Below are 26,319 nucleotides of genomic sequence, written 5' to 3' on the forward strand. Positions count from 1 at the left end.
TGAAAGTGATGGCTTGTGACCGGAAAATTCAAACGTACCACCTCGCTCTGGCTCGGAGCTGTCAGTGTCATCGCCCTGACTCATCAGGTCCTCCCTGCGGCACATGCGGCCGGTGCCGCTCCTGCAAAGGCCGACGCGTCGGTGAAGCCCTATGACCCGAGCTGGGGTTTCAACATGTCCGGCATGGACAAGGCCGTTCGCCCCGGGGACAATTTCTTTCAGTATGCCAACGGCACCTACCTGAAGAATGTCGTGATACCGGCCGATCGCTCGTCCTTTGGTCCGTTTGTCATCCTGGCCGAGACAGCGCATGAGCGTGTGCAATCGATCCTGACCGATGCAGGCAGGCACCCCGCTGCCGAGCCGAAGACGACCGAGGAAAAGCTCGGGGCGTTTTACGCGACCTTCCTTGACACGGCCAAGGCAGACAAGCTGGGGGCGGAGCCGCTCAAGGCTGATCTCGCCACCATCCAGGCTGTGAAGGATCCGTCGAGCCTGGCCCGACTGTTTGGTCAGGCAGCTTCCAACTTCCAGTATTCACCGTTCGGTCTGATGATCAACGCTGATGACAATAATCCCGAGCAATATGCATTGTCATTGCATCAGGGGCATCTTGGTCTGCCGGACCGGGATTATTACCTGAAGCCGGATTTTGCCGCGAAGAAGAAGGCCTATCAGGCCTATATTGCCAAAACCCTTGGCATGATTTCATGGCCGGATGCCGAGCAGACGGCCGCGAAGATCGTCGCGCTCGAAACCACGCTCGCGCAGTCGGAATGGTCGCGTACCGAACTGCGTGATCCGGTCAATGTGTATAACCCGATGACTGTCGATGAACTGGCAAAGAAAGCGCCGGGTGTCGACTGGACAGCCTTCCTGACGGGTGCCGGTATACCGGCGGACAAGCTTGGTGCGCGCCGCATCATCATTGGCGAGCCGACTGCACTGGCCGGTATGGCCAAAACCCTTGCCGGGGCTGATTATGGCACATTGCGGGCCTGGCTTGCTTTCCATCTGGCGGTCAATGCCTCGCCTTATCTGAGCCACGACTTCGTGCAGTCATCGTTCGATTTCTATGATCACGAACTCGAAGGGTCGCCGCAGCTTCCGGCTCGTTGGAAGCAGGCCGTGGAGCACACGGAAGATGCCATGGGCTGGGCGATCGGCAAGGTCTATGTCGACCGGTACTTCCCGCCGGCTGCCAAGGCACGTATCACCGAACTCACTCATGACGTGAAAAACGCCTTTGCAAACCGTCTGGCACATAATGCCTGGATGGCCCCTGCGACGCGTGAAGCGGCAGGGCGCAAGCTGCAGAATTTCGAAATCCAGGTCGGTTATCCGAACACGTGGCGCAACTATGACGGTCTGACGGTCAAGCCGGGCGACCTGTATGGTAACGGCGCACGTGCGGTGGCCTTCGAGTGGCAATACAACCTTGGCCATCTCGACAAGAAGGTGGACCGCAACGAGTGGTTCATGACGCCGCAGACGGTGAATGCCTATAACGATCCGAACCAGGTCGAGATCGTCTTTCCGGCAGCCATTCTGCAGCCGCCCTTCTTTGATCCCAAGGGGGATGCCGCGGTCAATTATGGCGCTATCGGCGGGGTAATCGGTCACGAAATGACCCATTCCTTCGACGATGAAGGGCGTCAGTACGACGAGCATGGCCGTTTGCACCAGTGGTGGACCCCTGATGACGTCAAGCGCTTCCAGGCGCTGGCCGAGCGTTTTGGCAAGCAGTATGACGCGTTTGAAGTACTTCCGGGCGTACATCTGAACGGCAAGCTGACGATGGGCGAGAACATTGCCGATCTCGGCGGTCTCACCCTGGCGCTCGACGCCTACCACGCGTCGCTGCATGGCAAGCCCGCACCGGTGATGCATGGCCTGACAGGTGATCAGCGCGTGTTCCTTGGTTGGGCACAGGTATGGCGCCAGAAGCTCCGTCCTGACTCGATCCGCAATCGCGCCGTTACCGATCCTCACTCGGCGCCTGAAGCGCGCGTCAATCTGCCCATGCACAACATTGATGCCTGGTATGATGCCTTTGGCGTGAAGAAGGGCGACAAGCTCTATCTCGCGCCGGAGGATCGCGTTAAAATATGGTGATTACTGAATCATCATCGTTAACCGGCAGGCTTGTCACCGTATCTGTGCGATGCGATGGCGAGCGTGCCATTCCTGAAAGGTGAAGCAGGCATAATGTTTGTCATGCGAGCGGCGAGGGAACAGTCTCCGACAGAAGAGACGACCGATCCGTTCACAATCCGGAAGTCTGGCGTCTCATGAGGCGCCAGCACGATTTGCACGATTTGCTTACGGTGGCCGCCGCCGTAGCCCGTGCACCAGCGGCTTATATCGCCCTGCCCGAAAATGGCGGGCATGTCATCGGGGCAACCTACGGGGCGCTACCCTTGATGCTCGACGCTCGCGATCCGCCTCAGCGCAGCTTCACGCAGGAGGTCTTGTCCCCCCTGGCTGAGCTGGCGCGCGCACCTTGGCACTATGCGTTCCAAATTGCCCTCCCGTTCCTGTTGCCCGACGGGCAGGGCGAGGGTGTCCTGTGTTTCCTCACACGTCACCTGCTGGACACCGAGGCGACCTCCTTTCGGGAGGGGCTGGATGCGCTTGTCAGGCAGATTGTTCAGGTTCTGGGGCGTCCCGCCCCAGGGGTAGATGAAGGTGCCACGGGTGAGGCGCAGCCCTCGGGCATCAGCCGTCTCCCGGTCACTCGTATGCCGGGGCGGCTTCCTTCCATCGAAGATATGCCGGGGATCGGCACGTTCGAGATACGCCACGGCAGCAACATGATCACGCTTTCGGCGGAGTTGTTGCGTATGACGGGCGTTCCGACTGGCACGCAATGCCCGCTGGAGGTGTTCGTACAATGCATGCCCGTCCCCGATACGGATCTGCTTCATTTCGGGGAGGGGGTCAGTGATGAGGTCGTCTTGCCGGAGACCGATTACGCTGTCAGGAACCTGACCGATCACACGCAGAGCTGGGTCAGACGACGCGCCGAGATAGAAGCAGATGCTCGCGGTAAACCCTGGCGTCTGATTGGCACGATCGAGGATATCACGCGCGATCGTATCGCGACCAACCGACTGGCTGCGATGGTCATGCTGGGCGATGCCCTGCGAAAGGTGGACACGCCGGACGACGCCTATCTTGCCGCGGCGAGTGCGCTGGGTGATGCTCTGGGTACCGATCGCGCCGGATGTGCCGTCGTGGAGCCGGGCGAGGGAGGATTTTTCAGTGTGCCGCAGGACTGGCACACCGCCTCTGTGCCGAGCGCCAGCGGTCGCTACCGCCGGGATGCCTTTCCGGCAGCCCTTGGCGTGCTCGACCAGGGTTTGTTGCTGGCGGTGCGCGATGCTCGCGAGAATGTCTGGATACCCTGCATCATGCCGCATTGCGGCGAGAGCGATCAGGTCCGGGCTCAGTTGCTCATGCCGATCATGGCACAGGGCAGAATGACGCATTGCCTGTTCGTGCAAAGCTGCACAGCGCGTGACTGGTCGGATCAGGAGCTTGCTTTCATGCGCGCTGTGTCTGACCGTGCGCAGGCAGCTGCGGCGTCGCTTGAGGCCAGAGCCCATCAGCTTACCCTGCATCAGGAACTGGCGCATCGACTCAAGAACACGCTCGCTCTGGTTCAGGCGCTCGCTAACCAGAGTTTGCGTGGTGTCGAAAACAGGTCAGCGGTGAAGGCTTTCGAGAAAAGGCTGGTTGCCCTCGGTTCTGCGCATGATCTGCTTATGCGGCAATCGTGGCAGCGTGGCGATCTTGCCTTGTTGGCCCGGGAAGTGCTCTCACGCATCGCCCCGATCGACCGCTTTCACCTTGCTGGCGATACGGTATCGATCGGCCCCAATACGGCCACTACACTTGGTCTCATGCTGCACGAACTCGGGACGAATGCCGCCAAATACGGCGCGCTCAGCGTCGAGGGTGGAAAAGTCAGTCTTGCGTGGCACATCACGCATGAGTCGGGTCGTGACACCCTGACCCTGCATTGGCAGGAAGAAGGGGGGCCCTCTGTCACGCCTCCTTCAACCTCAGGTTTCGGGTCACGCTTGTTGCAGGCCGGTTTTGGTCATCAGGGACGTGCGACCTTGCGCTATCTGCCAACGGGCTGTGATGCCGAATTCTCAGTGCCGCTGCGTCAGGCGCAGGAGAACTGATTCATCGTCGCAGGGGGGGGGGGGCATGTTCTGCTGGAGCGGTGCACATGCCAGTTCCCAATACGGCCTGACCGATCACGCCAATCATTTCAGCAAAGGAGCGCCCGGCTCTTGCCATTCATGTTATGAAGTGATCGAACACAGGCCTGATGCCTCAACCTCTTCCCGGTCGTAACGTGCGGCCAAAAGGACTTCTCATGACCACGATCTCCCTCGGCTATCTGGGTACCGCGCTCCATGCTGGTTGCGCCAGCGCGGTTGCTCGCGTGCTCGATGCGCATGAGGTGGAGGTTGATTTCGTGGACGCCGACGAGCGCGAACTTCCGTCCATGCTAGAGGAAGGGGCGATCGATCTTCTGGTTTCGGCTTGGTTGCCGCGCGACGCTGCGCTGCTGCAACACGGGATGCGCGTTCTGGGAACGCTCTATCGCCCGTATTACTGCTGGGCGAGCTTCAACGGCCTTTCCCCGATCGCGGCTCTCAACGCTCAGGATGTTGACCTTGTGGTGGCGGGCCGCTCGGACGCCGAACGCATGAACGCGCTGTTGGCCCAGACGCCCGGCCTCGACGGCGTGTCGGTAGAGATTTGCGATGATGCAGGGCTCCACGCTTTCGTACACACGGCGCATGAGGAGGGACGTCGGGTTCTGGTTTTCCTGGCTCAGCCCCATGCGCTGTTCAATCATGAGGCATTTCAGCCTGTGCAGGATCCGCGCCTGTCCGAGGAAATGGAGGCGTCTTTGCTGGTGCGTGAGGCCGTGGCGGCCTGTGCCGATCAGGACATGCTCGACGAGTTGTCTGAAATGACATTGGGCAACAAGGTCATGAGTGCGCTCGATTACGCCATTCAGATCGATGGCATGGACCCGGAAGAAGCTGCCGAGGCCTGGCAACGCGGTCGTCTCGTCGCACGCTAGAGACAGTTCGGCGCCGCGCGCCGATTGTCAGTTCTTGTCATGGGGTAGGGTGACCTGCCCCGTGAAGGCGTGATAACCCAAGACGATCAGAACCTGAATATTGGGTGTATTGTTTCTGTTTGAGTAATAAACTGAGCGATTTGCCCTTAGGCATTCATCTATTATAGGACTGTCTGCGAACAATACAGGCGCAGTAAACTATGTCCTCTTATCCAGATGCAGCTGAACTCCATGAGCGATTCAGGTTGTGCAGCGATGAGGACTGGCTGAAATTACTCGTTGCGTCGATCCATATGCCGGAGATCGACCATGTCCGTATGCCGGCTTTTCCTGCAGAAGCCTTGCAGCGGGAAATTCATGGTCATTCGGGAGAGGTCTCGTTGCATGAGGCCTATATGTTCTTTCGTGAGATCAAGGCTTTTGGCCATTTCACTGACCGACCCCTGTCAGCCGGAATGAAGGTGCTGGATTTCGGGTGCGGCTGGGGGCGTATCCTGCGCCTCTTCATGAAGGATATACGCCCGGAAAACCTTTATGGAATTGACTCGACAACGCGGTTCCTGATGGAGGCGCGCCGCTGTAATCCAGCGCTTAATTTCATGAGCTGCGGCATGGCCCCGCCTGTCCCGTTTGTCGACGGCTATTTTGATCTGATCGTTTCTTTTTCGGTCTTTTCACACCTCGATGAGTATCTGGCCGGGCAGTGGATTGCCGAGTTCCATCGCCTCCTTGCGCCAGGTGGCCTTGCGATCATCACCACGCAAAGCCGCCGGTTTATCGATTTTTGCGCGGAGCAACGCCTCAAGCGGGCATCCGGCATCAGGTTGGAGCATGGCTGGCACGAGGCCTGCGCCGACAGCTTTACGGATGAGGCACGGGCTCATGCGCGTTACGACGCTGGCCGGTTTCTTCATGCATCGCCAGTCAGGCGTCCTCATCCGGCGGCCCATTATGGTGAGGCGATCATCCCGCGCGCCTACATCATCCAGAAATGGGGGCATCTGTTCCGTATCATCGAGTTCCTTGACGATCCGGCGCGGGTACCGCAGGTGTTCATCGTCCTGCAAAAGAACAGAGCGCCATGAACGTCAAATCCCTGTCGTCTGTGCTACGCGTCATTCTGCGTCGCGCCATTGCCAGCAGTTCGGGTCGGGTGGCTTTTTGGCCCGTCATCGCAGCGGCCTTGTATCTCCTGACGCCAAATGCCTGTCTCGGGCAGGGGGCTACTGATGGTGGCGCTCTGCCAGAATTGGACATGACATCCTTGACGCCGGGAACAGGCTCTCCGGCAGCCATAAATCGGCCGCCGGGCGAAGGGCGTGAGGCGACTGGGCAGTCTGTCGAGACGATCAGGGTCGCGGCGCAAGGCATGGTGCCCCTGTCAAAACGATACCGGCGACTGGAGCGCATTTTTCGTCGGTTCAACTCCTTCCCTGAGGCGGATCGCGCAGGGTTGACGCTGCATCTGCAGGCTGTGCTCCAGCCCGGAGACCGAGCCGCACGGACAACGGGTATGATGATGAAGCTGGGAGAGCGGGTCATTCACCTGTTTCCCGGTCCGCCGCTTGGCACGGATGACGAAATCGTCGTGCCTCATGAGGCAGCACTCTGGGAGGCCGATCCAGCAATCTACGCACGGCTCAAGCCCGGTGAACGTCTGAATGTCGGCTTCTTCTTCACGGTGGCGCCTGCGGACAGGCAGCATTTCACCCGGCAGCAGGCCTTGAATTGGCTGGCGCAGCTTGACGGCTGTGTTGAGGATGAAGGGGGATTTCTCGTGGCCTTGTTGCTGCCCGATACGCACAGGCTGGGTGTCGATGTCGCGCCCGGTAGCCGTTTTATCGTGCGGCAGGGCGGTGTGGAGCGGCTGCTGGTCGATAATCAGGGCAGTACGCCTTATCCCTACGTCTTTCGCCCTCAGGACTTCAGGAAGGATGCCGAGTTCAGCGCAACCAGACCGCTCAGTCGGGTCGTGATGACCCTTCCTTTCGCCCTGCGCGGCGATCTGACAGCAAAGTAACGATTTGACAGGAAGCCGTTGCCTCCGCCATCACGCGGGTCAGAATAGTCCCTGGCCCTTGTGCCGGGGCAGGAGGGCCGCGGCACAGGTGCCAAGGCGTGAATGAAGGTACGGTCATGTCAGTTCATGCGTTCGTGTTTCCCGGTCAGGGCAGCCAGTCCATCGGGATGGGACAGGGCCTCTACGAGGCTTTTCCGGCGGCGAGAGAGGTTTTTCAGGAGGTTGACGATGCGCTTGGTGAGCATCTGTCCAAACTGATCTTCACCGGCGAAGCTGCCGACCTGACCCGAACCGAGAATGCGCAGCCAGCATTGATGGCCGTCTCTATGGCTACGGTGCGGGTGCTTGAAAGTGAAGGTGGCTTCAGGCTCGCAGACAAGGCGACCGTCGTGGCCGGCCATTCGCTGGGTGAGTATTCCGCCCTTGCCGCCGCAGGTGCGCTGGGTATCGCCCAGACTGCAAAGCTGTTGCGCCTGCGTGGACTGGCCATGCAGGAAGCCGTGCCTGCAGGCGAGGGTGGCATGGCTGCCCTGCTCGGCGTCGAGGCTGAACTGGCGCAGGAGATTTGCGCCGAGGCTGCCCGTCTGATGGTTGAGGGTGAGGCCGATCGTCACGAGACGATCGAACTGGCCAATGACAATGGCGGTGGCCAGATTGTCGTGTCTGGCCGGCTGTCGGCGGTCGAGCGCGCCATTACGGTGGCCAAGGCCAAGGGGGTGAAGCGCGCCGTGATGCTGCCCGTTTCCGCGCCGTTCCATTCATCCCTCATGGGGCCGGCGGCCGAACGTATGGCCGAGGCTCTGGAACGTGCCGAGATTGCGACCCCGGCCATTCCCGTCATCACCAACGTTACGGCGGCAAAGAATACCGATGCGTCGCGCGTTGCTTCCCTGCTGGTGCAGCAGGTGACGGGCTCTGTGCGGTGGCGTGAAAGCGTGCTGGCCATGGCGGCTATGGGCGTCACTTCGCAGGTCGAGTTGGGCGCGGGCAAAGTGCTGACCGGTCTGGTGCGGCGCATTGCGCCCGACATGACGGCCCGTAATGCCGGAACCCCTGAAGAAATCGAGGCGCTGCTGCGTGACCTCTGAAAGCGTGGAGAAGAAAACGATGTTCAGTCTTGAAGGCAAAACGGCCCTCGTCACCGGTGCTTCTGGCGGCCTTGGCGCTGCTATCGCCCGCGCGCTTCACGCGCAGGGCGCCGAAGTCGTGCTGTCCGGCACGCGTGAGGCAGCACTGGCCGAGGTCGCAGCCAGCCTTGGCGAGCGGGTGCATGTCTGTGCGGCCAACCTCTCCGTCGGTGCCGAGGCCGATGCCCTGGTGGGCAAGGCGGAAGAGCTGCTCGGCAAGCCGCTCGATATCCTGGTGAACAATGCCGGTCTGACGCGCGATGGCCTGATCATTCGCATGAAGGACGAGGACTGGTCGCAGGTGCTCACGGTCGATCTCGAATCTCCGTTCCGTCTGTGCCGTGCTGCGCTGAAGGGGATGCTCCGCCGGCGCGCGGGTCGCATCATCAACATCGCCTCCATCGTCGGTGTGACCGGTAATGGCGGTCAGGCTAATTACTCGGCTGCCAAGGCAGGTATGATCGGCATGACCAAGTCACTCGCGCAGGAGGCCGGCTCGCGCGGGGTCACGGTCAACGTCATTGCACCGGGCTTTGTCGAGACAGCCATGACGGCGGTTCTGCCTGAAGCACAGCGCGACAAGCTGCTCGGTTCGATCCCGCTCGGTCGTATGGGCAAGCCGGAAGACATTGCGGCTGCCGCTGTGTATCTGGCTTCGGAAGAGGCCGGCTGGGTGACCGGCATGACCATGAATGTCAATGGTGGCATGGCGATGCCATAAGGGCATCGGCCCTGCTCGCACGCAAAGCTTGGCGTGCGAGGGTAAACCATGCTAAGCGCCCGCTGCTTCGTCCGAAGCGTGGGCGTCTCGGCCCGCCGGGGCCCGATCTTCGGTCCGCGATCCGGAGTACTGGCAGATCATGCCGTCTCTGGAGTAAAGACGGGGACCGACTGGGTAACCAGACGGATGGTAAACAGTTTCGAACCGCCCGAATTGCCGGGCACACAGGAAGCCAGAACAGATGAGCGAAATCGCCGATAAGGTTAAGAAAATCGTTGTTGAGCATCTCGGCGTTGAAGAGAGCAAGGTAACCCCTGACGCTTCCTTCATCGACGACCTCGGCGCTGACAGCCTCGACACGGTTGAGCTGGTCATGGCGTTTGAAGAAGCTTTCAGCGTTGAGATTCCGGAAGATGCAGCCGAGAAGATTGCGACCGTCAAGGACGCCATCGACTATATCGAAAAGCAGAAGGCCGCCTGATCTGGCTGCATCGGGCCGCAATGCCCGATGCAATGATCTTCTCCGGCTCCCGATCTGTGCGGAGCCGGGACATACGACGAGATTGACAGCCGCTCCCCCTTGGCAGCCGCCGGGAGCTGGCGTTTATGACTGGAGCTTCGTCCGCCCATGATGGCAAACCTGTCGGCAATGAGAGAAAGACGCGTTGTCGTCACCGGTATGGGGCTCGTTACGCCTCTGGCAGTGGGCGTGGAACAGACCTGGCAGCGTCTTATCGCCGGACAGACCGGCATTGGCCGTATCACCTGCTTCGACCCGAGCGATCTTCCTGCCCATGTGGCTGGCGAAGTGCCCGAGGGCCCAACGGCAGAAGGCGGTCTGACGCTCTCGGACTGGGTCCCGACGAAGGACCAGAAAAAGATGGATCGCTTCATCCATCTTGGTATGGCGGCTGCCATTCAGGCCGTTGAGGATTCAGGCTGGAAGCCGGAAACCGAGGAAGATCGCTGCGCCACGGGCGTGATGATCGGCTCGGGCATCGGTGGTCTGCAGACCATCTATGACGCCTCCCTGACTGTTGCAAGCGGCAAGGCCCGTCGCCTGTCGCCCTTCTTCATCCCCTCGGCGCTGATCAATCTGATCTCGGGCCATGTCTCGATTCGTTATGGCTTCAAGGGCCCGAACCATTCGGCCGTTACCGCCTGTGCGACCGGTGTGCATGCCATTGGCGATGCCACACGCCTCATCATGCTGGGTGATGCCGATGTGATGATTGCCGGTGGTGCTGAAGCCGCTGTCTGCCCGCTTGGTATTGCCGGGTTCTCTTCTGCCCGCGCGCTGTCCACCGGGTTTAATGATACGCCCGAGAAGGCATCGCGCCCCTGGGATCGTGACCGCGACGGTTTTGTCATGGGCGAGGGCTCGGGCATTGTCGTGCTTGAGGAATACGAGCATGCCAAGGCACGCGGCGCAAAGATCTATGGTGAGATCATCGGCTACGGCCTGTCCGGCGATGCTCATCACATCACGGCACCGGCGGAAGGGCATGAAGGCGCTTTCCGTGCCATGAAGGCTGCACTGCGTTCTGCGGGGATTACCCCGGCCGATATCGACTACGTCAACGCCCACGGAACATCGACCATGGCCGATGACCTCGAGCTTGATGCGGTTGAGCGCATGTTCGGCGATGACGCAAAGCATGTTGCGATGTCCTCCACCAAATCCGCCACCGGGCACCTGCTCGGCGCTGCCGGCTCGGTAGAGGCCATGTTCTCCATGCTGGCCATCCGTGACAACGTGGCCCCCCCGACGCTGAATCTCGACAACCCCGCGCGTGAGAGCGTCATCGACCGCGTGGCGCACGAGGCCCAGCAGCGCAAGATCAACATTGCCCTGTCCAACAGCTTCGGTTTTGGCGGGACCAATGCCAGCCTGATCGTCAAGGGCGTCTGATTTGGTGATTCTGACCCCGTGAGTAAGGCCTGGCCCGTCTCGGCGCTCGTCGTGGTGCAGTGTGACGGGAGCTGACTCCGGGGTTTGGCCTGAAACGGTCCCACGTCAGGGATATCCAGCACCGGATGCCGGATGACCGGCATCCGTTCTTTCGGGAGTGAACATGAAGCGTGTCATTCTCTCCCTCGTCCTGCTTCTGCTCCTTTCCACGGCAGGAGGGGCCGCACTGATCTGGCATCAGGTTACGCAGCCCGGTCCCTTGCAGGCCGCCACGGATCATGTCGTCCCACATGGCGCAACAGCCCACATCACCCATGATCTGGCGCAGGCAGGGATTATCTCGCCCGGTACGCTGTCCGAACTGAGTTTCCGTCTTGCTGCCCGGGCAACGGCGTCTCATGGGGCCTTGCATGCCGCTGAACTGCATTTCCCGGCGCAAGCCTCAATGCTCGACGTGCTCTATGTGTTACGTCATGGGCAGCCAGTCCGGCATTTTCTGACCATCCCGGAGGGGCGTACAGCGCGGCAGATCGCGATAATTCTTCAACAGGCCCCATTCCTGACGGGAGACGTTCCGCCGCTGCGTGAAGGCGCAATCCTGCCTCAGACGGTTGCCTACGAACGCGACACATCACGCGCCCGTCTTGTCAGCCGTCTGGAAACGCTCATGAGTGAGACGCTTGGCCGTGTATGGGCAGGGCGTAATCCATCCATCGGTCTGACATCGCCTGAACAGCTTCTCATCCTGGCCTCGATTGTCGAGCGCGAGACGGGCATTGCGGCTGAGCGACCCAAGGTGGCCCGCGTATTTCTCAATCGCCTGGCGCAGGGGATGAAACTGCAATCCGACCCTACTGCCATTTACGATCTGAGCGAGGGGCTGGGCACGCTTGACCACGGCCTGACCCATGATGAGCTTCATCGAGCGGGACCGCATAATACCTACGTCATTGACGGTCTGCCTCCCGGTCCAATATGTTCACCGGGTCTCGCTGCGCTCGATGCGGTCGCCCATCCGGCGAGCGGAGATATGCTCTACTTCGTCGCAGATGGCACAGGCGGCCACGGCTTTTCGCGTGACCTGCACGAGCATAACCAGCGTGTTGAGACGCTCAAAACCCTGCGCGGAACCGCCAGAATGCCCTCAACCCAAGCTGCAACAACACAGCCCGATGGCCGCGGTGCGGAGGGGCCTTCTCAACATCGGCATTGAGGTGAGGGGCAGGTGCCGGAAAGCACTGCCCACAATACCCTCTCTCGCGGGGGGCGGGTTTCCGTTAAGGAGCGAGCCCCGCAGTGGAAATCCTGGCCACCCAAGTACGGTGATTATTTCGGTGCAGCGAGAGACTCGCTCTTGATCGCGCCATGTGACTGGCTGGCATAGGATTTGTGGCTGTCATAGTTGGCCGGGTAGGGGCTGCTGCCAGCGCTGCTGGTGGTTGCCGAGCTCGTTGCTGCGGCGCTACCGGTGGCGGGGGTGCTGCCTTGCTGCTGGACCACCTGCATCAGAACGCGGCGCAGGGGATCGGCCCCCGTATTGTTCACCCGCATTGAGATGACGATGTCTTCAGGGCCGACTGGCTGGTTATAGAAGGCGCGGTTCGAGCTACTGTCGATTGTCAGTTTCGAGCCCCCCAGCGAGGCCCCGGCAAACAGCCCGGAGGATTTCTGCAAGGCGAGGATATCGGTGTTCGAAGCGCCTGCCGAGCCACTCTCGATGCCACTGCCCATATTGGCAAATGAGGCCGAGGCCCCTGCGCTGAACTTGAACTGGCTGTCGAGCAGGGCCTGCAAGCCGCGATCAGACATGACGAAGAACATCAGTTCCGAGCTCTCCACCCCAAGCTGAATACCCATCGAGGCCGAACTCAGGGTGTAGAAAGCAGGATCGGACCATGAGCCACGCGCATCGCGCGAGAGCAGAAGGCAGCCGCCACCTGCGCCGCCAAATACGATCGACATGCGAAAGACCGATGGGCAGACCATCACAGCGCGGGCCTTGGCCAGATAACGCTGCGCCCGCGAATTGGGGTTAGTCCCCTGAAAAATGTCCTGAACAGCCAGCGTTGCCCGATCGACCAGCGCCTGCTGCTTCGATGCGGCCATGGCAGGCAGGGCGCTCAGGCCTGATGCCAGAAGTACCGTCGAGGCGACGAGTCGGCAGGGAAAAGAAACCATGGGGTAGGGGCCTCATATCTGGAGCCGGCAGGGCGAGCCCAGGCCGGGAACACCCGATCAGTAAAACAGGATCCGCGTACCTCGACCCGGGTACGACAGACCGTATTTCCTGAGCGGCAATTATGGCGTGAGAATGGTTCAGATCATGCGATGACGGCAAGAGACGATCAGAGCAGTTCCATCCCGGCTGCTTCTGCAATGGCCTCAGCCACGCCCGGAGCTGTGGCCAGAATGGGTCTTGCCCCGGTCAGGCCGCCATCGCGCAGGAAGGGCGAGACGCGCGCGCCGCTCTCTGCAAGCAGGACCAGCGCTGCCGCGACGTCCCACAGATTGATGGCGATTTCCAGATAGCCATCGCAGCGGCCCGAGGCGACATCGGCGAGGGCCAGAGCGCCGCAGGCACCAGTGCGTGGAGCGATGCCCAGCTCAAGAAAAGCCTGTGCATGACGGGCATAGGTTTCCGGCGAAACCTTGGCGCTCCAGCCCATTTCGATCATGGCGCTTTTCGGGTCTGTTACAGGTGAGGCGACAAGTTTGCGGCCGTTCATCCAGGCGCCCACGCCGCGCTGGGCTGTATAGATTTCGCCCAGAGCCGGAGCGTTGATTACCCCGGCTACGGGCAGATCGCCGTGCATCAGGCCGAGAGAAACGCACCAGCGCTCACGGCCACGCGCATAATTCGAAGTGCCGTCAATCGGGTCGATCACCCAGGTCAGGCCGCCCTGTCTGTGTCGACCGCCTTCCTCACCCATGAAGCCGTCTTCGGGGAAGAGCGTTTCCAGACGACGGGAGACCAGTGCCTCTACCGCCATATCGGCCTCGGTCACGTAATCCTGCATACCCTTGGTGGTGCCGGTCGGGCCGCCCGGTGGGGGGCGCATGGCCATGGCAAGGGCGGCGGCATCGGCAATAACCGCACGAGCGACTTCCAGACGCTGCGCAATCATGCGCTCGAGATTCGTACCAGAATCACTCGAATGGGTAACGCTCATCGCTGGGGTGGTCATGCAGATACTCCTTATTCGACACGTCGGGCCGCACGAAGGGATGCCGTCATGGCAGGGTCTTCAAGCGCCATGAGGCGCAGCGCGGCGCCATGGCCGAACAGCTGCATCAGGGTCTTCCTGCGGGCGGTCGCCAGCTTCGAGAGCGGGCTTTCCCGGATCATGGCACATTCCGGCAGGATGGTTGAGGGGCTTTCGGGCAGATGGGCCACGAACAGCCCGACATCCTGCGGGATCAGATCACGCGGAAAGGCCTGATCCACTGCGAAATAGAGCCGGTCGCACCAGTCACGATACTCATGCCATTTGCGGTCAGTCAGAAAATCGCGAGGTCCGGATTTGATCTCGATGCAATGCAGCATCCCGTCCTGCGTCAGCGCCATGATGTCGGCCCGCCGACCTGCTGCCGGCAACGAAAACTCGTTGATGCAGGCCCAGCGCATGGTGCGGCATAGCCCGAGCATGGCGCGCCGTATGGCAAATTGCGTTTCAGGCAGGGTGAGGGCTGATTGGGTATCGAGCGGGGGCGCCTGATCATCGAGCGCAGGACTTTGCGTATCGCTCACTTGCCGTTACTCATCATCAGCTACGCACTCACGTCCTTCTGGAGAAAGATTTGTCTGATAAACGCGAGATGTCGGACGGGGTTATGCCGCTCGTTGCCTTTATGCGCCGGGAGAAAGCGCTGAGTGCAGCAGGTCTTGGCGTTTTCCTGTTCCTGCTGGGGTATTTCTGCGGCCATCTTGATGAGCGGATGCACTTTGCGCTCGATCTACTGGCGCTCATTGCCTTTGGGGCAGCGACGTTTTTTGAGCGTCAGGCTGCGCCACGCATGGTGTGGATCCTGCTGCTAGTTGCTTCTGTGGTCTTTGCCCAGATGGATTTCCGCCTCTCCGGGCATCTGACCCAGACGCGGTCACAGAGTGCTTTCGAGTCGCGCTAGAATCTCGGCACCCCGTCGATCGAACGACGCCGCATCGAAACGCGAGAGAACACGGGCCCGACCGGTTTCGCCCATCGCAGCCAACTGGCCGGGTTCACGCAGCAACCCGGCCAGCGCCAGCGCCAGCGCCTCCGGGTCGTTCGGGGGAATGATCCGGCCACAGGATTGCGTGATGGTATGCGGCAATTCACCGGCCTCGGAGGCGATGACCGGCACGCCGCAAAGCAGCGCCTCATGCGCCGCAAGGCACAGCCCCTCCCATTGTGAGGGCTGCACATAGAGGTGCAGGGTTGCCAGAAACTGCCTTGGGTCAGCGTTATAGCCGTCCAAAACGATCGGCAGCCTGTCACGAGCGATGAGGGCCGCAAGGCGGTCACGCTCCTCGCCCTCGCCCGCGATATGAACTTCGTATTCCGGCAGACCTTCGATCTTGCCGAGCAGCTTCACGGCCGCACAGAGCACGTCATAGCCCTTGACCGGATGGAGCCGCCCAAGCGAGCCGATCCGTATGGGGCCGGCTTCCGACCACGGTACGGCGCGTGGGAAGTCGCTGCTTGCCCGAAAGATAGGCCAGCAGGTGAGTCGATCGGCGCCAAGCCCCAGCTTCTTTTCGGTTTCGAGTTCGACGCAGGTGGAATCGGCAATCCACAGACGGGATAGCCCGCGCATGAGCCGCAAAAGCCGTGCATTGGCGGGTTTGAGCCGCGCGGAGTGCTGCCAACTGGCCACCCGGATACGACGCCTTAACCCGACGAGCTGCCCGAGGAGGGTTGCGCGTGTAAGGGAGGTCCAGATGAGGTCGGGTCGCTGCTCGCCAATCTCGCGATCAAGCCAGGCAAGGGCGGCCAGATGGTCCTTCCTGCCGCCTTCACGGACATGCACGGTCAGTCCAGCCTGAATCATGGGCCTGATGGCGCGGCCATCGCGGCGGGTGAGGGCAAGCACGATAACCTCGTGACCCTGATCGCGCATGACCTGCGTGATGGCCGGAACCGGCAGGGCGGCGCCGCCCCCCTCGACCGAATTGATGACATAGGCAATTTTCATGGGGCCATGCTCAAGCGGATCGGGCCAGGAGCATTTCGACCAGTTCGAGATCCTGCGGCTTGTCTACATCGACAGCGGCACGACCGTCATCGATTGGGATCAGCGCGACCTTTGCACCGGTCAGTTGGCTAATGCGGGCCACGAGGGCCGCGCTGGACAGGCGGCCCAATAATGCTCGCAGGAGGATGCCATAGCCCAGTGTGCGCGCCATTCTGAGCGGGCGTTTGCGGTCGCGTTCCAGGCTTTGCCACAATGTGACGACGGCACGCGCCTTTGGCGTGCGCATCAGGAACAGATTGCAGCCTGAGAACCTCATGTCACGCAAACGTATATAGGTGCGTCTGGTATGGGGGACATCGCGCTCGATCGTCGCCTTCAGGGCGACGCCAACAGCCAGATCACAATCGCTTTGATTGGCCTCCCGCACAAAGGCGGTGATCCATGCGGGGCGCAGCAGCGGATGATCTGCCGTCGTGATCAGGAGCGGTGTGCCGAGCGCCTCGAGTGCCAGCGCGACACTGCCGCTTGGGCCGCTTGCAGTGGGCAGGCAGGTGAAAGGACGTTCGAGTGTCCGTAGGGCTGCGTGATCCTCGATGCTGACGGAAACAGGGCCGATCCCGTCTGTCTGTTCGAGGGTGCTCAGCACGCGGTCGATCATGGGGCGACCGCCGACCGGCAGCAGGGCCTTGTGCCCGACCTTTCCAAGCCGGGCGAGCGGGTCCTGTGCCCCGTCGCGTGAGCCTGCAAGAACCAGCGCGGGTAGTGTCACGAGGCGGCGCTGCCACGCCGGGCGCCGTCGGGGCGCTGCTTGGGCGGGGCGCCCGTGTGCTTCATCACCCAGGGATAGCGCTGTGCCTCCTCAAGGTCATAGCCGAGGTCGAATACATGAGCACTGCGGGGGCGGGCGCGGGCGTCCTTGTAGAAGCTTCCGAACAGGCGATCGGCAGCATAGTTCGTGATGCCGTAATTGCCGTCCTCATCATGGAAGTGATGCAGGACATGCAGCTGCTTGATTTTCGCAACCCAGTTCCAGCGCGGCTTGTAGGCCAGATGCTGGATGCAGTGAAAGAACTCATAGATGCAGGTCATGACCAGGCCCGTGAAGAGCGCGGCAAATGCCGTGCTGATACCGCCGATGGCCCAGCCGATAGGCATGACAATGATGGCGATGGTCGGGATCGTGTTGAGCGGTGAGCCAAATAGCACATCAAGGAGATGGGGGTCCTGATGATGGTCGAAATGGACGCGCTTCCACAGCGAGGCAGTCAGCGGATTGCGATACAGCCAGCGTCCGTGGAGGATGAAGCGATGGATGGCGTACCAGGCAAACGGGTAGATGCCCACCACCAGAACGATGGTGATCAGCGTCGGTGCAGCCTTCGGACCAAACCAGAGCGCGGCGGCAGCTGAAGTCAGAATGAGCGCGAAATAGAGCAGAATGGTGGGGTAGGTGAGATAGGCCATCCAGAGATGGGGCAGACTCATCTTTCCCAGATCGAAGCTTCGTCCCGTGCGGAGTGAGCCCTGGTTTTTCCGGGCGTTCCAGAAGGCGCGCCAGAAGCCTTCCGAGTGTTCAGAATTGAACGTACTCATTTCTCTTCCATCTTCACTATCCATGCCCCTCCAAGGAGGAATGCCAGGGCGGGAGGCGCCGTGACGGCAATTAACGCAGGCAAGGTCCCCGCATTGCCAAGAGCCTGTATCAGGCCTTGCAACACGATGAAACCAAAACCCGCAGCCAGCGCCGCAATGGGCAGGAGGCTACGGGTGCCTGTGCGGGGGGGAATATAGATGACAGGCAGCGCCAGAAACAGCATGGCGCAAAGCGAAACCGGCAGGGTGAAAGGCGCAAAAAGCGCCATGCGATAGGTGGCCTTAGGCAGGCTGGAGGCACCGCCACGATGCAGTATGGTCCATAGCGACCAGCAGGAAAGAACCGGATAGGACTGCGAGAGCTGGATCAGCGTATCCGGTGTCACGCGGGCTGGCAGCAGCGACACGTCCTGCCGCAAGGTGGTCTCCACGCGGTTGCTTTTCAGGACGAGGCTGCGCACCGAGGCAGCGCGCCAGCCAGTGAAGGTGTCGTAAACCATCTCCGGTGCGGTATCCGTAGCGGTCAGATCACCCCCATTGGCGCGGTGGTAGACCGCGATTTTCTGGATACGGCGACCGCCTTCTGTGAAGCTGTCGATGTGAATGACATTGCCCGAGGCGTGAAACCAGAAACCATGACCGCTTCCGGCAGCTTTCGGATCGGTCTGGTTCCACCATTTCGCGAGAGAAAGCTCGGTGCGTGGCGCGATGATTTCCTGTGTGAGAATCCCCGCGACACTGATGATGCCTATGGAGGGCAATAGGAGTGTCAGCAGCCTTGTGGTCGACAGACCGGCGGCGCGCAGACTGGCCATCTCGCTTGCAAGCGTCATCTGCATAAGCATGAACAACGCGCCGATGAGGGTGCTGAGTGGCAGGGTCTGTACGGTCAGGGCCGGTAATTTCAGCAGGGCATAACGGACCAGCCCAAGGGCACCAAGATGGCGCTCCAGTATGGGCGTCGTCATCTCAAGGAGTCCGAGGATCTCCATCATCGAGACGAGTATGGCCCCGCAGATCAGTGTGCGCCCGATGAAGCTTCTGGTCAGATGCATCAGAAGCACGGAGCGCGATGGATTGAGCGGGATCATGATGTGGCCTTTGCCGGGCCGAGCGGAATGGCCTTGCGGCGTCGCCACGATCCACGCGAGCGTCTGAAAATTGAGGCGAGGCAGATCGTACAGAAGGCGATCTCGGGCAGCCATATGGCGTAGAAGCCGCGCATTCTGCCCGTTGCCACCATACCGTGACCAAATTGCAGCGTATGGTCGAACCCGACCAGTACGAGGGCAAGGGCGATCAGCCCGATGATCGGGCGCCGTCTTTTGGCACCAATCGCCAGCGCTACAGCGAGCGGCGGGATGAACGGTATGGCAAGCGCACGCGCAAGACGGAAATCGAGCTCCGCACGCAGGCTCGAGCGGGTGATGCCACCATTTCCGTTCTGGTTGTCGGATTGATGGGACGCCTCGAGCCGGGTTGCCAGCTCCACGAGGGTCAGTTCACGCTCATCAATGCCGCGCGAGCGGAAGACCGCCGTATCATGACTCTGGTCGAACACCTTCATGCTGTGGTCGAAGCGGGTCTGTGTGGCCTTGTTGCTGCCATCACGCGGGTCGTAGACAATCAGCCCATCCCACAGGTCAAGGCGTGTCTGTTTGAGGGAAGGCACGGCGGTGATCAGCCCGCGATGGGCGGTGATGATTCTGACGGCGCCATCAGGCTCTCTCTGGCGAATGAACACCTCATGCAGGACGGTACCGTTACGGGTCACGCGATCGGCGGTGAGCATGGAATCATCCGCTGTTGTCGCGAACATGCCAGCCTGCAGGTGGGGGGCCCAACCCGAATGAGCCGCGTAATAGAAACCTGAGCGGAAATCGTAGCGAGCAACTGGCTGGATATAGCCGTAGAGCAGAATACTGCCGCAGCCGACCGCAACGCCGGTCCACATATAGGGGCGAGCGATACGTAAAAGCGAAACGCCGCTCGCCATCAGGGCGTCAATCTCGTTGTTGTCGCTCATGCGCCGGATGATCAGGAAGACGCTCACACACAGGGCAGCAGGCAGGGCGAGGCCCAGATAATGCGGCAGCAGATCTGTCAGCAGGGCCACGAAGGTCGCCAGGGAACTGCCTTCCGCGGCGAGGTCATCGAACAGGACGAGAAGCCGCTCCAGAAGCAGTGCGGCGAGGACCGCCGCCAGCGACACCACGAAGGGGGGAACGAGCTGGGCCAGCAGATAGCGATCAAGCGTGGGAAAATGGGGGAGGCGCATTATCTTGGCTCATTCGCCTTCATGATCTGACCATGCTGTTCCGGATGTTGCTGCCAGCGCCGATGGCGGCTGCACCGCCAGCCGGTATCACTCGTGAACTGTCTGGTTTGCAGGTCGATGGTCCAGCCTTCCTGCGTGGGAGTAATGGCGATTCTGTTCCAGCCGCTCTGGCGCCAGGGGCGTGAGGACAGCAGGGATGCTGATGGAACGCCAACTAGAGGAATTTCGCTGCCCGGGACCGTTGCAAGCGTAGCGTCATGCGAATGTCCGTGAAGGACAATCGAGGCTCCGTGCTGGGCGATGACTGTAGCAACGGCCTTGTGATCGAGCAGGGATTTGCGCCACGGAACAAGCCCGGCCCGTGGCGGATGATGGATCATGACCACGCGGCAAAGAATCTTTGTCTCGTCCAGAAGTTGAGCCAGCTTCTCGCGCTGCGTCTTGCCGATGCGCCCACAAGCCATGAAGGGTGGTGTCGGGATTGCGGAATTCAGCCCGATGACCGCCACATTGCCGTGGATGTGGCAATACGGAAAGCTGGTCTCGTCGGTGTCTTCCATCCACTTTGACCATAACCCGGCATGGTCCGGCCAATTCGAGCGGACCATTGCATCATGGTTGCCGGGCACCACCAGCGTCCGGGCCGGCATGGAGGCGAGCCAGTCAGCCGCTGCGGCGCATTCCTCCGGCAGTCCGAAATTGGTCAGATCGCCCGTATTGAGAACGAGATCCGGAGCGGCGGCGACGATATCCTCGCGCACGATAGTCGCAAGCTCGGGTCGGTGGCGATGCACCCTGTGGCGCTTCCAGGAAGCGACGCTCAGGGCGCGTTTGTTCGTGAAAGCACGCCATGACGGCAGGGGGGCAGGCGGGGGGAGGTGAACATCCGACAGATGGGCCAGAACCACTGGTGACGTATCGCTGTTTCCGGTCATCTGCCTCTCTCCTCGTCACCACAGGTCAAAGGCCGATACCGGCAAAATCCAAAAATGACCAATCGGTTTCTGGTCCCGCTGCGTAAGTCATGCTATGGCGCCGCGCAAGGCGGACGCCCGAAGTTGCGTCGGGCCAGAGGATTGACCGTAACATAAATGATACTGCCGTGCGCCTAGCCCTGATCCATAATCCACGCAGTCGCAAGAACAGGCGCGATGGCAGGAAATTTGCCAGACAGGCGCATCAGCTTCTGGGGGAGGGGTTTCTTGTCCCGGCTTCCCATGACGAGATGACCGAGATGGTCGAGGATCTCGCGCGACGCAATGTCCGGCTGATTGCGATCAATGGCGGTGATGGAACAGTCAGCGACGTCATGACGGCCGTCATGCGCGCCTATCCGGAAGGCGCGTTGCCTGATCTCGCCATCTTTCCGTCCGGCAACACCAATCTGATTGCCCGTGACGTCGGGTTCACGCATCGCGGGATCGCCGCCCTGCGCCAGCTCTGGAACCATGGCGACGTGCTTCCACGCACCAATCGACGCCCGCTCAAGATTTCATGGCCGGAAAACGAGCATGAAGCGCGCCTTGGCATGTTTCAGGGCAGTTCCGGCTATGCGCGTGCCATTGCAATAGCCCATTCCCCGCATGTGCTGCGTTACGCGCCGCATAATCTCGCTGTGGCCGTTACGCTGGTGGGCGCGTTCGGCAGCCTGCTCTGGCGCCGGCAGCGTGAGACCTGGCTGACGGGAGATCGCTTCGCGCTCGAGGGCGATGGCGAAACCCTCGCTGACGGTCAGAGCTTCCTGTTTCTCTCGACCGCGCTGCAAAAGCTGGATCTGGGCATCTGGCCATTCTGGAACAGCGGCAAGGCGAGGTCCGAAGGGCTGCACTATCTGCATGTGGCCGATCATCCCCGCCGCCTGCTTCAGGCGACCTGGTCGCTGCTGCGGGGGCGCGCTCCTTCGTGGCTGCGCCAGAGCGGAGACTACATGAGCGGACGCGCCAGCCAAATGGTCCTGACCTGCGCGGGGGATTTCGTGCTCGATGGTGAGCGCTTTGCGCCCGGAGCAGAACATCGTATCCTTCTTTCCGAAGGGCCCCAGTTCGGCTTTGTGCATGACTGACCATGCGGCACGTCCGGTCGAGACCGAGACCCTGCTTGACCGGACGCTGATTGGCGAACTGACAACCCTGGTTGACCCGCGTATCCACCAGCTGGTGGCTCATATACTCGGGACCACGCGCCCGCTCGGGGTCCTGTTCTACGGTTCGGGGCTGCGCCAGTTCGATCCTGACGGGCTTTTTGACTTTTATATCGTGCTCGAGCGCCTGTCAGACTGGCCAGCTCCTCCATTGGCCTTGCTCGGCAACGCATTGCTTCCACCGAATGTGTTTTATGCCGAGCATGAGGTTGAGGGTCAGATTTTGCGGGCCAAGGTCGCGCTGATTACCTTGGCGCAATTCCGTTCCCGTGTTTCGCCACGTTCTCAGGATACAACGCTCTGGGCGCGCTTCTGCCAGCCTGTACGGCTTGTCTGGGTGCGCGATGCGGATTCCGCCGAGGCACTTCTCGATGTGCTGCGCCGTGCCGTTGTGACCGCTTCTGGCTGGGCCGCACGTCTGGGTGAGGGTACGCATGCGCCCGCCGAGTGGTGGCGCATTCTCTTCAGTCGGACCTATCGCGCCGAATTGCGGGTCGAGCATGAGAGCCGTGGTTCAACCATCATGCAGGGGCTCGAAAGCCGGTATGCAGCTCTCACACGCGATGCATGGACGCTAGGCCAGCTGAAATTCGACGAGCGGGAAGGCCAGTTGAGGCCGCGATTGACTAGACTTGCCCGGATCCGTGCCGGCAAACGTTGGGCCCGCATGGCGCGACGCGGACGATGGCGTAATATCGCTCGTCTGGTAAAGGCGGCCTTCACTTTCCGCGATGGGGCGACCTATCTCGCGTGGAAAATCGAGCGACATAGCGGTTTTCGTCTTGCACTCTCGCCCTTCGAGGCGCGTCACCCGCTCATCTGCCTGCCTAGCCTGTTGTGGCGGGCCAGAGGGATCTTCCTCAAGGGGATGAAGGGCTGACGCCAAAGGCTCGCTGAGATAAAAAAAGGGAGGCCAGTGACAGACTGGCCTCCCTTTTTAACGCCGTGGTGAACGATCTTCAGCCCAGAATCTCTGCCTTGGCCTGAGCGAAGGCGGCAAGTGCCTTATCGATTTCCTGAGCCGTATGAACAGCCATGACAGAACAACGCAGCAGCGGATGCTCGTCCGGCGTCGCGGGCGGCAGTGAAAGATTTACATAGACGCCCAGTTCGAGCAGGCGGTTCCAGAAAGCAAGGGCCTGCTCCACCGTCTCCAGTGTTACGGCAACGACCGGGCTGACATGCGGGCTGGTCTTTAAACCCAGCTTGTGCAGGCCATGATTAAGCTGCTCGGCATTGGCATAGAGCTGCTTGCGCAGTTCGGGGCGGGCCTGCATCTCATCCAGCGCGGCGAGTGTGGAGGCGATGATTTCTGGCGGAAGCGACGCCGTGAACATATAGGGACGTGAGCAGAGACGGATAAGCTCCAGCCCTTCGAGATTCGAAACACAGTAACCGCCCACGGTGCCAAGCGACTTGGAGAACGTGCCAACCACGAAATCCACATCGTCTTCGCAGCCATCGCGCTCAGCCACGCCGCGTCCGTTCTCGCCAAGCACACCAAAGGAATGGGCTTCATCTGCCAGGAGATAGGCGCCGTGCTTCTTCTTGACCTCGGCAAATTCGCGCATGGGCGCGACGTTGCCGGTCATGGAGTAGATGCCCTCGACCACAACGAGTTTTGCGCCCTGGTGGTCTTTCAGGCGCGACAGGCGCTTGTCGAGATCAGCCGGGTCGTTGTGGCGGAAGCGTATGACCTGGGCGTAACCGAGGCGGCTCGCATCATAGATGCTAGCATGGCTGTCCGCATCGAGCAGCAGGATGTCGTCCTTGCCTGCCAGAGCAGAGATCGCGCCGAGATTGGCCTGATATCCCGTCGAGAAAATCATGCAGTGACGGCGGCGGAACACTTCAGCCAGACGGGCTTCCAGCTTGCGGTGCAGGGCATAGGTGCCGTTGGCAATGCGTGAACCTGTCGTGCCAACGCCCTCGCGCCTGACCGTCTCAATTGCGGCTTCTGCCGCGGCACGGGACTGACTCAGGCCGAGATAGTTGTTTGTCCCAAACAGCAGTGTCTCGCGCCCTTCGATCAGGCCGACCGTCGCCGAGACAGGGTGATCGATGACGACACCGAACGGGTTGCGCGGCGACTTGGCGGTCAGACCAGCGGCGGCGGCTTTGAGGCCTGCATATTTGGCAAAAATATCGGTCACGAGGATCAACCACCCGATTTCAGGCTTGAGAGGCACACGGCAAGATCGTGGATCGTTCGGATGTCGGCGAGCTTGTCTAGCGGCACGGAAACATCGAGTTCATCCTCGATTTCCATGACAAAATTCATGACGGCCAGTGAGTCGAAAGCGAGATCTTCGACAATCTTGCTGTCACCGTTGATGTCGCGTGGCACCTTCGGATTGGCGAGAAGCTTGTCGATGATCATCGCAGTGATGGAGGCGACCGTATCGGTCATCAAAATTCTCCGGCTTTTGGCGGTTGGGTGACAAGCACCCCAGATGAAGCGTCTTATGCGTCAGGCTTGAAAGGAAGGCCAGAGGGGGCAGTTTCTCCGAAGCCCTGAACGAGGTGCCGGAACCTTGGATGAGGCTCCGGCATGTTTGTCAGGCTGCGGTGCTGCTGGTCATGGTCTCGAACTGACCAGCGAGAAGCATGGCCTTTGCCCGGGCTCGCGTCAGCTTGCCAGACGATGTCTGGGGCAGGGTATGAGGCGGCACGAGAATGACGTCTACATCAACGCCGTGCTGGCGACGGAAAAGGCCCATCGTCTCCTCGCGCAGGCGAGCGCGGTCGTCGTCATTGGTCGCACGGCACTGCACGAGTGCCACAACGCGTTCGCCAGCTTCCTCTTCAACGGCAAACACAGCGACATCGCGTGACCGCAGGGACGTGATTTCGTGCTCAGCCGACCACTCAAGGTCCTGCGGCCATATATTGCGACCATTGATGATGATCAGGTCCTTGGCGCGGCCTGTAATGACCACCTGCCCGTTGAGCATGTAGCCAAGGTCACCCGTGTTGAGCCATCCCTTGTCATCAAGCACTTCAGCCGTTTCGGTATCACGGCCAAAATAGCCGCGCATCAGACTGGGACCACGAACATAGACCATACCAACGTGGCGTTCCTCCAGCAGGTCGCCCTTGGCATTGCGCACCTGAACATCGTGTTCTGGCAGGGCGACGCCGCAAAGCACAAAAGTGCGAAGAGCATGGGAAGGATCGTTGGATGCGCGCGCTACGCCTTCGGTCTCCAGCGTGCGCAAGTCGATCGTATCGGTTGCGATGCCTGTGTTGAGAGGCGCGAAGCTGATGGCGAGGGTGGCTTCAGCCATGCCATAGCTGGCAACGAAGGCGCGACCGTCAAACCCATATGCGGCGAAGCGTTCGGAGAACGTCTCCAGGATATGATGGCGAATCATATCTCCGCCGATGCCGGCGATACGCCAGCAGGAAAGATCGAGATCGCCGGAGACCGGACGACGCGCGCAAAGCTCATAGCCAAAGGATGGGCTATAGGCGATCGTCCCGCGATTGCGGCTGATCAGATCGAGCCAGACATGCGGGCGACGAGCAAACTCACGCGTGGGCAGCAGATCGACAGTGAGCTGACATGTCATGGGCGTCAGGAAGAACCCGACGAGCCCCATATCATGATAGAGCGGCAACCACGATACGCAGCGATCACCTGTCTCGGTTACTTGCAGGCCGTCACGGGCGATAGCCCGGGCATTGGCCATCCCGGCCGACTGGGTAACGGCAACACCCATCGGAAAGCGCGTGCTGCCCGAAGAAAACTGAAGATAGGACAGGTCATTCGTATCGATAACCGGCAGCGGCTCGCTTGCAGCCGGTCTTTGCAGCAATTCGGCTGGAGAACCGCCGAAGGCCAGATCGAGCCCTTCGATGATATCCTGCGTCCAGGAACCGATCAGTTCCGGCACAACAACGGCGCGTGCGCCAGAGGCGCTCACCATGCCCCGCAACGTGCCAATATAGGCTTCGCGACCACCAAAGGCGATGGGAAGGGGGAGGGGCGCCGGCACAAGGCCTGCGTACTGACAACCGAAGAAGATGCGTGCGAAATCACCGTCACTCTCCGCAACGATGGCAACGCGGTCGCCGGTTTTGAGCCCGGTGCCGATCAGGCGATGGGCTGTGTCAATCGCCTGATCACGCAGGACGCGGTAGGGCAGGGCCTCGATGAGCTGGCCGCGACCATTATAGATGTTGAACCCCGCCGTTCCCTGCGCCGCATAATCCAGGGCAGCGCTGAACGTCGGAAAATCGCCGT

The 26,319-nt window shown here is 60.8% G+C and carries 25 protein-coding genes (1 of these 25 only partly in view); 13 read left to right on the forward strand and 12 right to left on the reverse strand.

The annotated features are described in order from the left end of the window. The first annotated feature begins 15 nt into the window (after window positions 1–15). The 10 genes from P5689_RS12370 (at window position 16) to mltG (ending at window position 12,103) form a co-directional block, all read left to right on the forward strand. Window positions 16–2,115, forward strand: a complete 2,100-nt coding sequence (locus tag P5689_RS12370; protein ID WP_285533377.1) for a M13 family metallopeptidase — start codon at window positions 16–18, stop codon at window positions 2,113–2,115. A gap of 176 nt (window positions 2,116–2,291) precedes the next feature. Continuing rightward, a complete protein-coding gene (locus tag P5689_RS12375) occupies window positions 2,292–4,193 on the forward strand; it encodes a sensor histidine kinase (protein WP_285533378.1) in 1,902 nt (633 codons plus the stop codon). A gap of 197 nt (window positions 4,194–4,390) precedes the next feature. Further along, on the forward strand, window positions 4,391–5,110 hold the full coding sequence (locus P5689_RS12380; protein ID WP_023978094.1) for a glycine betaine ABC transporter substrate-binding protein: 720 nt from the start codon (window positions 4,391–4,393) through the stop codon (window positions 5,108–5,110). A gap of 200 nt (window positions 5,111–5,310) precedes the next feature. Then, window positions 5,311–6,195, forward strand: coding sequence for a class I SAM-dependent methyltransferase (locus P5689_RS12385; RefSeq protein WP_285533379.1), 885 nt, complete (start codon window positions 5,311–5,313; stop codon window positions 6,193–6,195). Then, complete coding sequence (locus P5689_RS12390) at window positions 6,192–7,130, forward strand: hypothetical protein (RefSeq protein ID WP_285533380.1); 939 nt, start codon at window positions 6,192–6,194, stop codon at window positions 7,128–7,130. Before P5689_RS12385 ends, P5689_RS12390 begins: the two co-directional genes overlap by 4 nt. A 116-nt stretch (window positions 7,131–7,246) precedes the next feature. Then, complete coding sequence (gene fabD, locus P5689_RS12395; protein WP_285533381.1) at window positions 7,247–8,218, forward strand: ACP S-malonyltransferase; 972 nt, start codon at window positions 7,247–7,249, stop codon at window positions 8,216–8,218. Window positions 8,219–8,237: 19 nt separating this feature from the next. Beyond that, entirely contained in the window at window positions 8,238–8,978 is a 741-nt protein-coding gene (gene fabG, locus P5689_RS12400; RefSeq protein ID WP_285533382.1) for a 3-oxoacyl-[acyl-carrier-protein] reductase, read from the forward strand. Between the two features lie 241 nt (window positions 8,979–9,219). After that, on the forward strand, window positions 9,220–9,459 hold the full coding sequence (locus P5689_RS12405) for an acyl carrier protein (RefSeq protein WP_023978090.1): 240 nt from the start codon (window positions 9,220–9,222) through the stop codon (window positions 9,457–9,459). A gap of 147 nt (window positions 9,460–9,606) precedes the next feature. Further along, window positions 9,607–10,890: a beta-ketoacyl-ACP synthase II gene (gene fabF, locus P5689_RS12410; protein ID WP_285533383.1), complete on the forward strand. Its 1,284-nt coding sequence runs from the start codon at window positions 9,607–9,609 to the stop codon at window positions 10,888–10,890. A gap of 163 nt (window positions 10,891–11,053) precedes the next feature. Further along, window positions 11,054–12,103 carry an endolytic transglycosylase MltG gene (mltG, locus tag P5689_RS12415; RefSeq protein WP_285533384.1) on the forward strand — a complete coding sequence of 350 codons (1,050 nt, stop codon included), beginning with the start codon at window positions 11,054–11,056 and terminating at the stop codon, window positions 12,101–12,103. A gap of 113 nt (window positions 12,104–12,216) precedes the next feature. Here mltG and P5689_RS12420 read toward each other — a convergent pair whose 3' ends face one another. The 3 genes from P5689_RS12420 to P5689_RS12430 all read right to left on the reverse strand — a co-directional run bounded on the left by P5689_RS12420 (window position 12,217) and on the right by P5689_RS12430 (window position 14,638). After that, window positions 12,217–13,068 (reverse strand): lipid-binding SYLF domain-containing protein, encoded by an 852-nt coding sequence (locus P5689_RS12420; RefSeq protein ID WP_023979221.1) that lies wholly within the window; start codon window positions 13,066–13,068, stop codon window positions 12,217–12,219. 167 nt (window positions 13,069–13,235) lie between these two features. Next, window positions 13,236–14,060: an inositol monophosphatase family protein gene (locus P5689_RS12425; RefSeq protein WP_408868577.1), complete on the reverse strand. Its 825-nt coding sequence runs from the start codon at window positions 14,058–14,060 to the stop codon at window positions 13,236–13,238. A gap of 26 nt (window positions 14,061–14,086) precedes the next feature. Then, window positions 14,087–14,638 (reverse strand): MmcB family DNA repair protein, encoded by a 552-nt coding sequence (locus tag P5689_RS12430; RefSeq protein ID WP_336718395.1) that lies wholly within the window; start codon window positions 14,636–14,638, stop codon window positions 14,087–14,089. A gap of 50 nt (window positions 14,639–14,688) precedes the next feature. Between P5689_RS12430 and P5689_RS12435 the strand changes: the two genes are divergently transcribed. Continuing rightward, the gene (locus tag P5689_RS12435) at window positions 14,689–15,015 is read left to right on the forward strand and encodes a hypothetical protein (RefSeq protein WP_285533385.1); all 327 of its coding nucleotides are present in this window, start codon (window positions 14,689–14,691) and stop codon (window positions 15,013–15,015) included. Here P5689_RS12435 and P5689_RS12440 read toward each other — a convergent pair. From P5689_RS12440 to P5689_RS12465, 6 genes are all read right to left on the reverse strand, one after another. Continuing rightward, a complete protein-coding gene (locus tag P5689_RS12440; RefSeq protein WP_285533386.1) occupies window positions 14,989–16,062 on the reverse strand; it encodes a glycosyltransferase family 4 protein in 1,074 nt (357 codons plus the stop codon). The two genes, P5689_RS12435 and P5689_RS12440, sit on opposite strands and share 27 nt — an antisense overlap. A 10-nt stretch (window positions 16,063–16,072) precedes the next feature. After that, window positions 16,073–16,831 (reverse strand): nucleotidyltransferase family protein, encoded by a 759-nt coding sequence (locus tag P5689_RS12445; protein WP_023979226.1) that lies wholly within the window; start codon window positions 16,829–16,831, stop codon window positions 16,073–16,075. Further along, complete coding sequence (locus P5689_RS12450) at window positions 16,828–17,547, reverse strand: sterol desaturase family protein (RefSeq protein WP_235075483.1); 720 nt, start codon at window positions 17,545–17,547, stop codon at window positions 16,828–16,830. Before P5689_RS12450 ends, P5689_RS12445 begins: the two co-directional genes overlap by 4 nt. A 104-nt stretch (window positions 17,548–17,651) precedes the next feature. Continuing rightward, window positions 17,652–18,746, reverse strand: coding sequence for an LptF/LptG family permease (locus tag P5689_RS12455; RefSeq protein WP_285533387.1), 1,095 nt, complete (start codon window positions 18,744–18,746; stop codon window positions 17,652–17,654). Beyond that, window positions 18,743–19,933: an LptF/LptG family permease gene (locus P5689_RS12460; RefSeq protein ID WP_023979229.1), complete on the reverse strand. Its 1,191-nt coding sequence runs from the start codon at window positions 19,931–19,933 to the stop codon at window positions 18,743–18,745. The genes P5689_RS12455 and P5689_RS12460 overlap by 4 nt, the downstream gene beginning before the upstream one ends. Beyond that, on the reverse strand, window positions 19,933–20,868 hold the full coding sequence (locus tag P5689_RS12465; protein ID WP_285533388.1) for a metallophosphoesterase: 936 nt from the start codon (window positions 20,866–20,868) through the stop codon (window positions 19,933–19,935). Before P5689_RS12465 ends, P5689_RS12460 begins: the two co-directional genes overlap by 1 nt. 167 nt (window positions 20,869–21,035) lie before the next feature. Here P5689_RS12465 and P5689_RS12470 point away from each other — a divergent pair, with 167 nt between their 5' ends. Continuing rightward, on the forward strand, window positions 21,036–21,995 hold the full coding sequence (locus P5689_RS12470; RefSeq protein ID WP_285533390.1) for an acylglycerol kinase family protein: 960 nt from the start codon (window positions 21,036–21,038) through the stop codon (window positions 21,993–21,995). Continuing rightward, window positions 21,988–22,953, forward strand: coding sequence for a hypothetical protein (locus tag P5689_RS12475; protein WP_023979232.1), 966 nt, complete (start codon window positions 21,988–21,990; stop codon window positions 22,951–22,953). The genes P5689_RS12470 and P5689_RS12475 overlap by 8 nt, the downstream gene beginning before the upstream one ends. A 79-nt stretch (window positions 22,954–23,032) precedes the next feature. Here the strand turns inward: P5689_RS12475 and spt are convergent, their stop codons facing one another. The 3 genes from spt to P5689_RS12490 all read right to left on the reverse strand — a co-directional run. Continuing rightward, the gene (gene spt, locus P5689_RS12480; RefSeq protein WP_035444171.1) at window positions 23,033–24,226 is read right to left on the reverse strand and encodes a serine palmitoyltransferase; all 1,194 of its coding nucleotides are present in this window, start codon (window positions 24,224–24,226) and stop codon (window positions 23,033–23,035) included. Between the two features lie 5 nt (window positions 24,227–24,231). Continuing rightward, window positions 24,232–24,483, reverse strand: coding sequence for an acyl carrier protein (locus P5689_RS12485; protein ID WP_023979234.1), 252 nt, complete (start codon window positions 24,481–24,483; stop codon window positions 24,232–24,234). A gap of 148 nt (window positions 24,484–24,631) precedes the next feature. Then, on the reverse strand, window positions 24,632–26,319 hold the 3' portion of the coding sequence (locus tag P5689_RS12490) for a fatty acyl-AMP ligase (protein WP_023979235.1). The gene runs 52 nt beyond the window's last position; only the last 1,688 of its 1,740 coding nucleotides appear in the window; the start codon falls outside the window, past its right edge; its stop codon occupies window positions 24,632–24,634.

Origin of the sequence: Asaia sp. HumB, assembly GCF_030263835.1 — a bacterium.
GTDB lineage: Bacteria > Pseudomonadota > Alphaproteobacteria > Acetobacterales > Acetobacteraceae > Asaia > Asaia bogorensis.

Bases quoted from the DNA above. Each gene is read 5' to 3' on its own strand.
- P5689_RS12375 (WP_285533378.1), top strand. From the start codon at position 2,292: ATGAGGCGCCAGCACGATTTGCACGATTTGCTTACGGTGGCCGCCGCC.
- P5689_RS12380 (WP_023978094.1), top strand. From the start codon at position 4,391: ATGACCACGATCTCCCTCGGCTATCTGGGTACCGCGCTCCATGCTGGT.
- P5689_RS12385 (WP_285533379.1), top strand. From the start codon at position 5,311: ATGTCCTCTTATCCAGATGCAGCTGAACTCCATGAGCGATTCAGGTTG.
- P5689_RS12390 (WP_285533380.1), top strand. From the start codon at position 6,192: ATGAACGTCAAATCCCTGTCGTCTGTGCTACGCGTCATTCTGCGTCGC.
- fabD (WP_285533381.1), top strand. From the start codon at position 7,247: ATGTCAGTTCATGCGTTCGTGTTTCCCGGTCAGGGCAGCCAGTCCATC.
- fabG (WP_285533382.1), top strand. From the start codon at position 8,238: ATGTTCAGTCTTGAAGGCAAAACGGCCCTCGTCACCGGTGCTTCTGGC.
- P5689_RS12405 (WP_023978090.1), top strand. From the start codon at position 9,220: ATGAGCGAAATCGCCGATAAGGTTAAGAAAATCGTTGTTGAGCATCTC.
- fabF (WP_285533383.1), top strand. From the start codon at position 9,607: ATGATGGCAAACCTGTCGGCAATGAGAGAAAGACGCGTTGTCGTCACC.
- mltG (WP_285533384.1), top strand. From the start codon at position 11,054: ATGAAGCGTGTCATTCTCTCCCTCGTCCTGCTTCTGCTCCTTTCCACG.
- P5689_RS12420 (WP_023979221.1), bottom strand. From the start codon at position 13,068: ATGGTTTCTTTTCCCTGCCGACTCGTCGCCTCGACGGTACTTCTGGCA.
- P5689_RS12425 (WP_408868577.1), bottom strand. From the start codon at position 14,060: ATGAGCGTTACCCATTCGAGTGATTCTGGTACGAATCTCGAGCGCATG.
- P5689_RS12440 (WP_285533386.1), bottom strand. From the start codon at position 16,062: ATGAAAATTGCCTATGTCATCAATTCGGTCGAGGGGGGCGGCGCCGCC.
- P5689_RS12450 (WP_235075483.1), bottom strand. From the start codon at position 17,547: ATGAGTCTGCCCCATCTCTGGATGGCCTATCTCACCTACCCCACCATT.
- P5689_RS12455 (WP_285533387.1), bottom strand. From the start codon at position 18,746: ATGATCCCGCTCAATCCATCGCGCTCCGTGCTTCTGATGCATCTGACC.
- P5689_RS12460 (WP_023979229.1), bottom strand. From the start codon at position 19,933: ATGCGCCTCCCCCATTTTCCCACGCTTGATCGCTATCTGCTGGCCCAG.
- P5689_RS12465 (WP_285533388.1), bottom strand. From the start codon at position 20,868: ATGACCGGAAACAGCGATACGTCACCAGTGGTTCTGGCCCATCTGTCG.
- P5689_RS12475 (WP_023979232.1), top strand. From the start codon at position 21,988: ATGACTGACCATGCGGCACGTCCGGTCGAGACCGAGACCCTGCTTGAC.
- P5689_RS12485 (WP_023979234.1), bottom strand. From the start codon at position 24,483: ATGACCGATACGGTCGCCTCCATCACTGCGATGATCATCGACAAGCTT.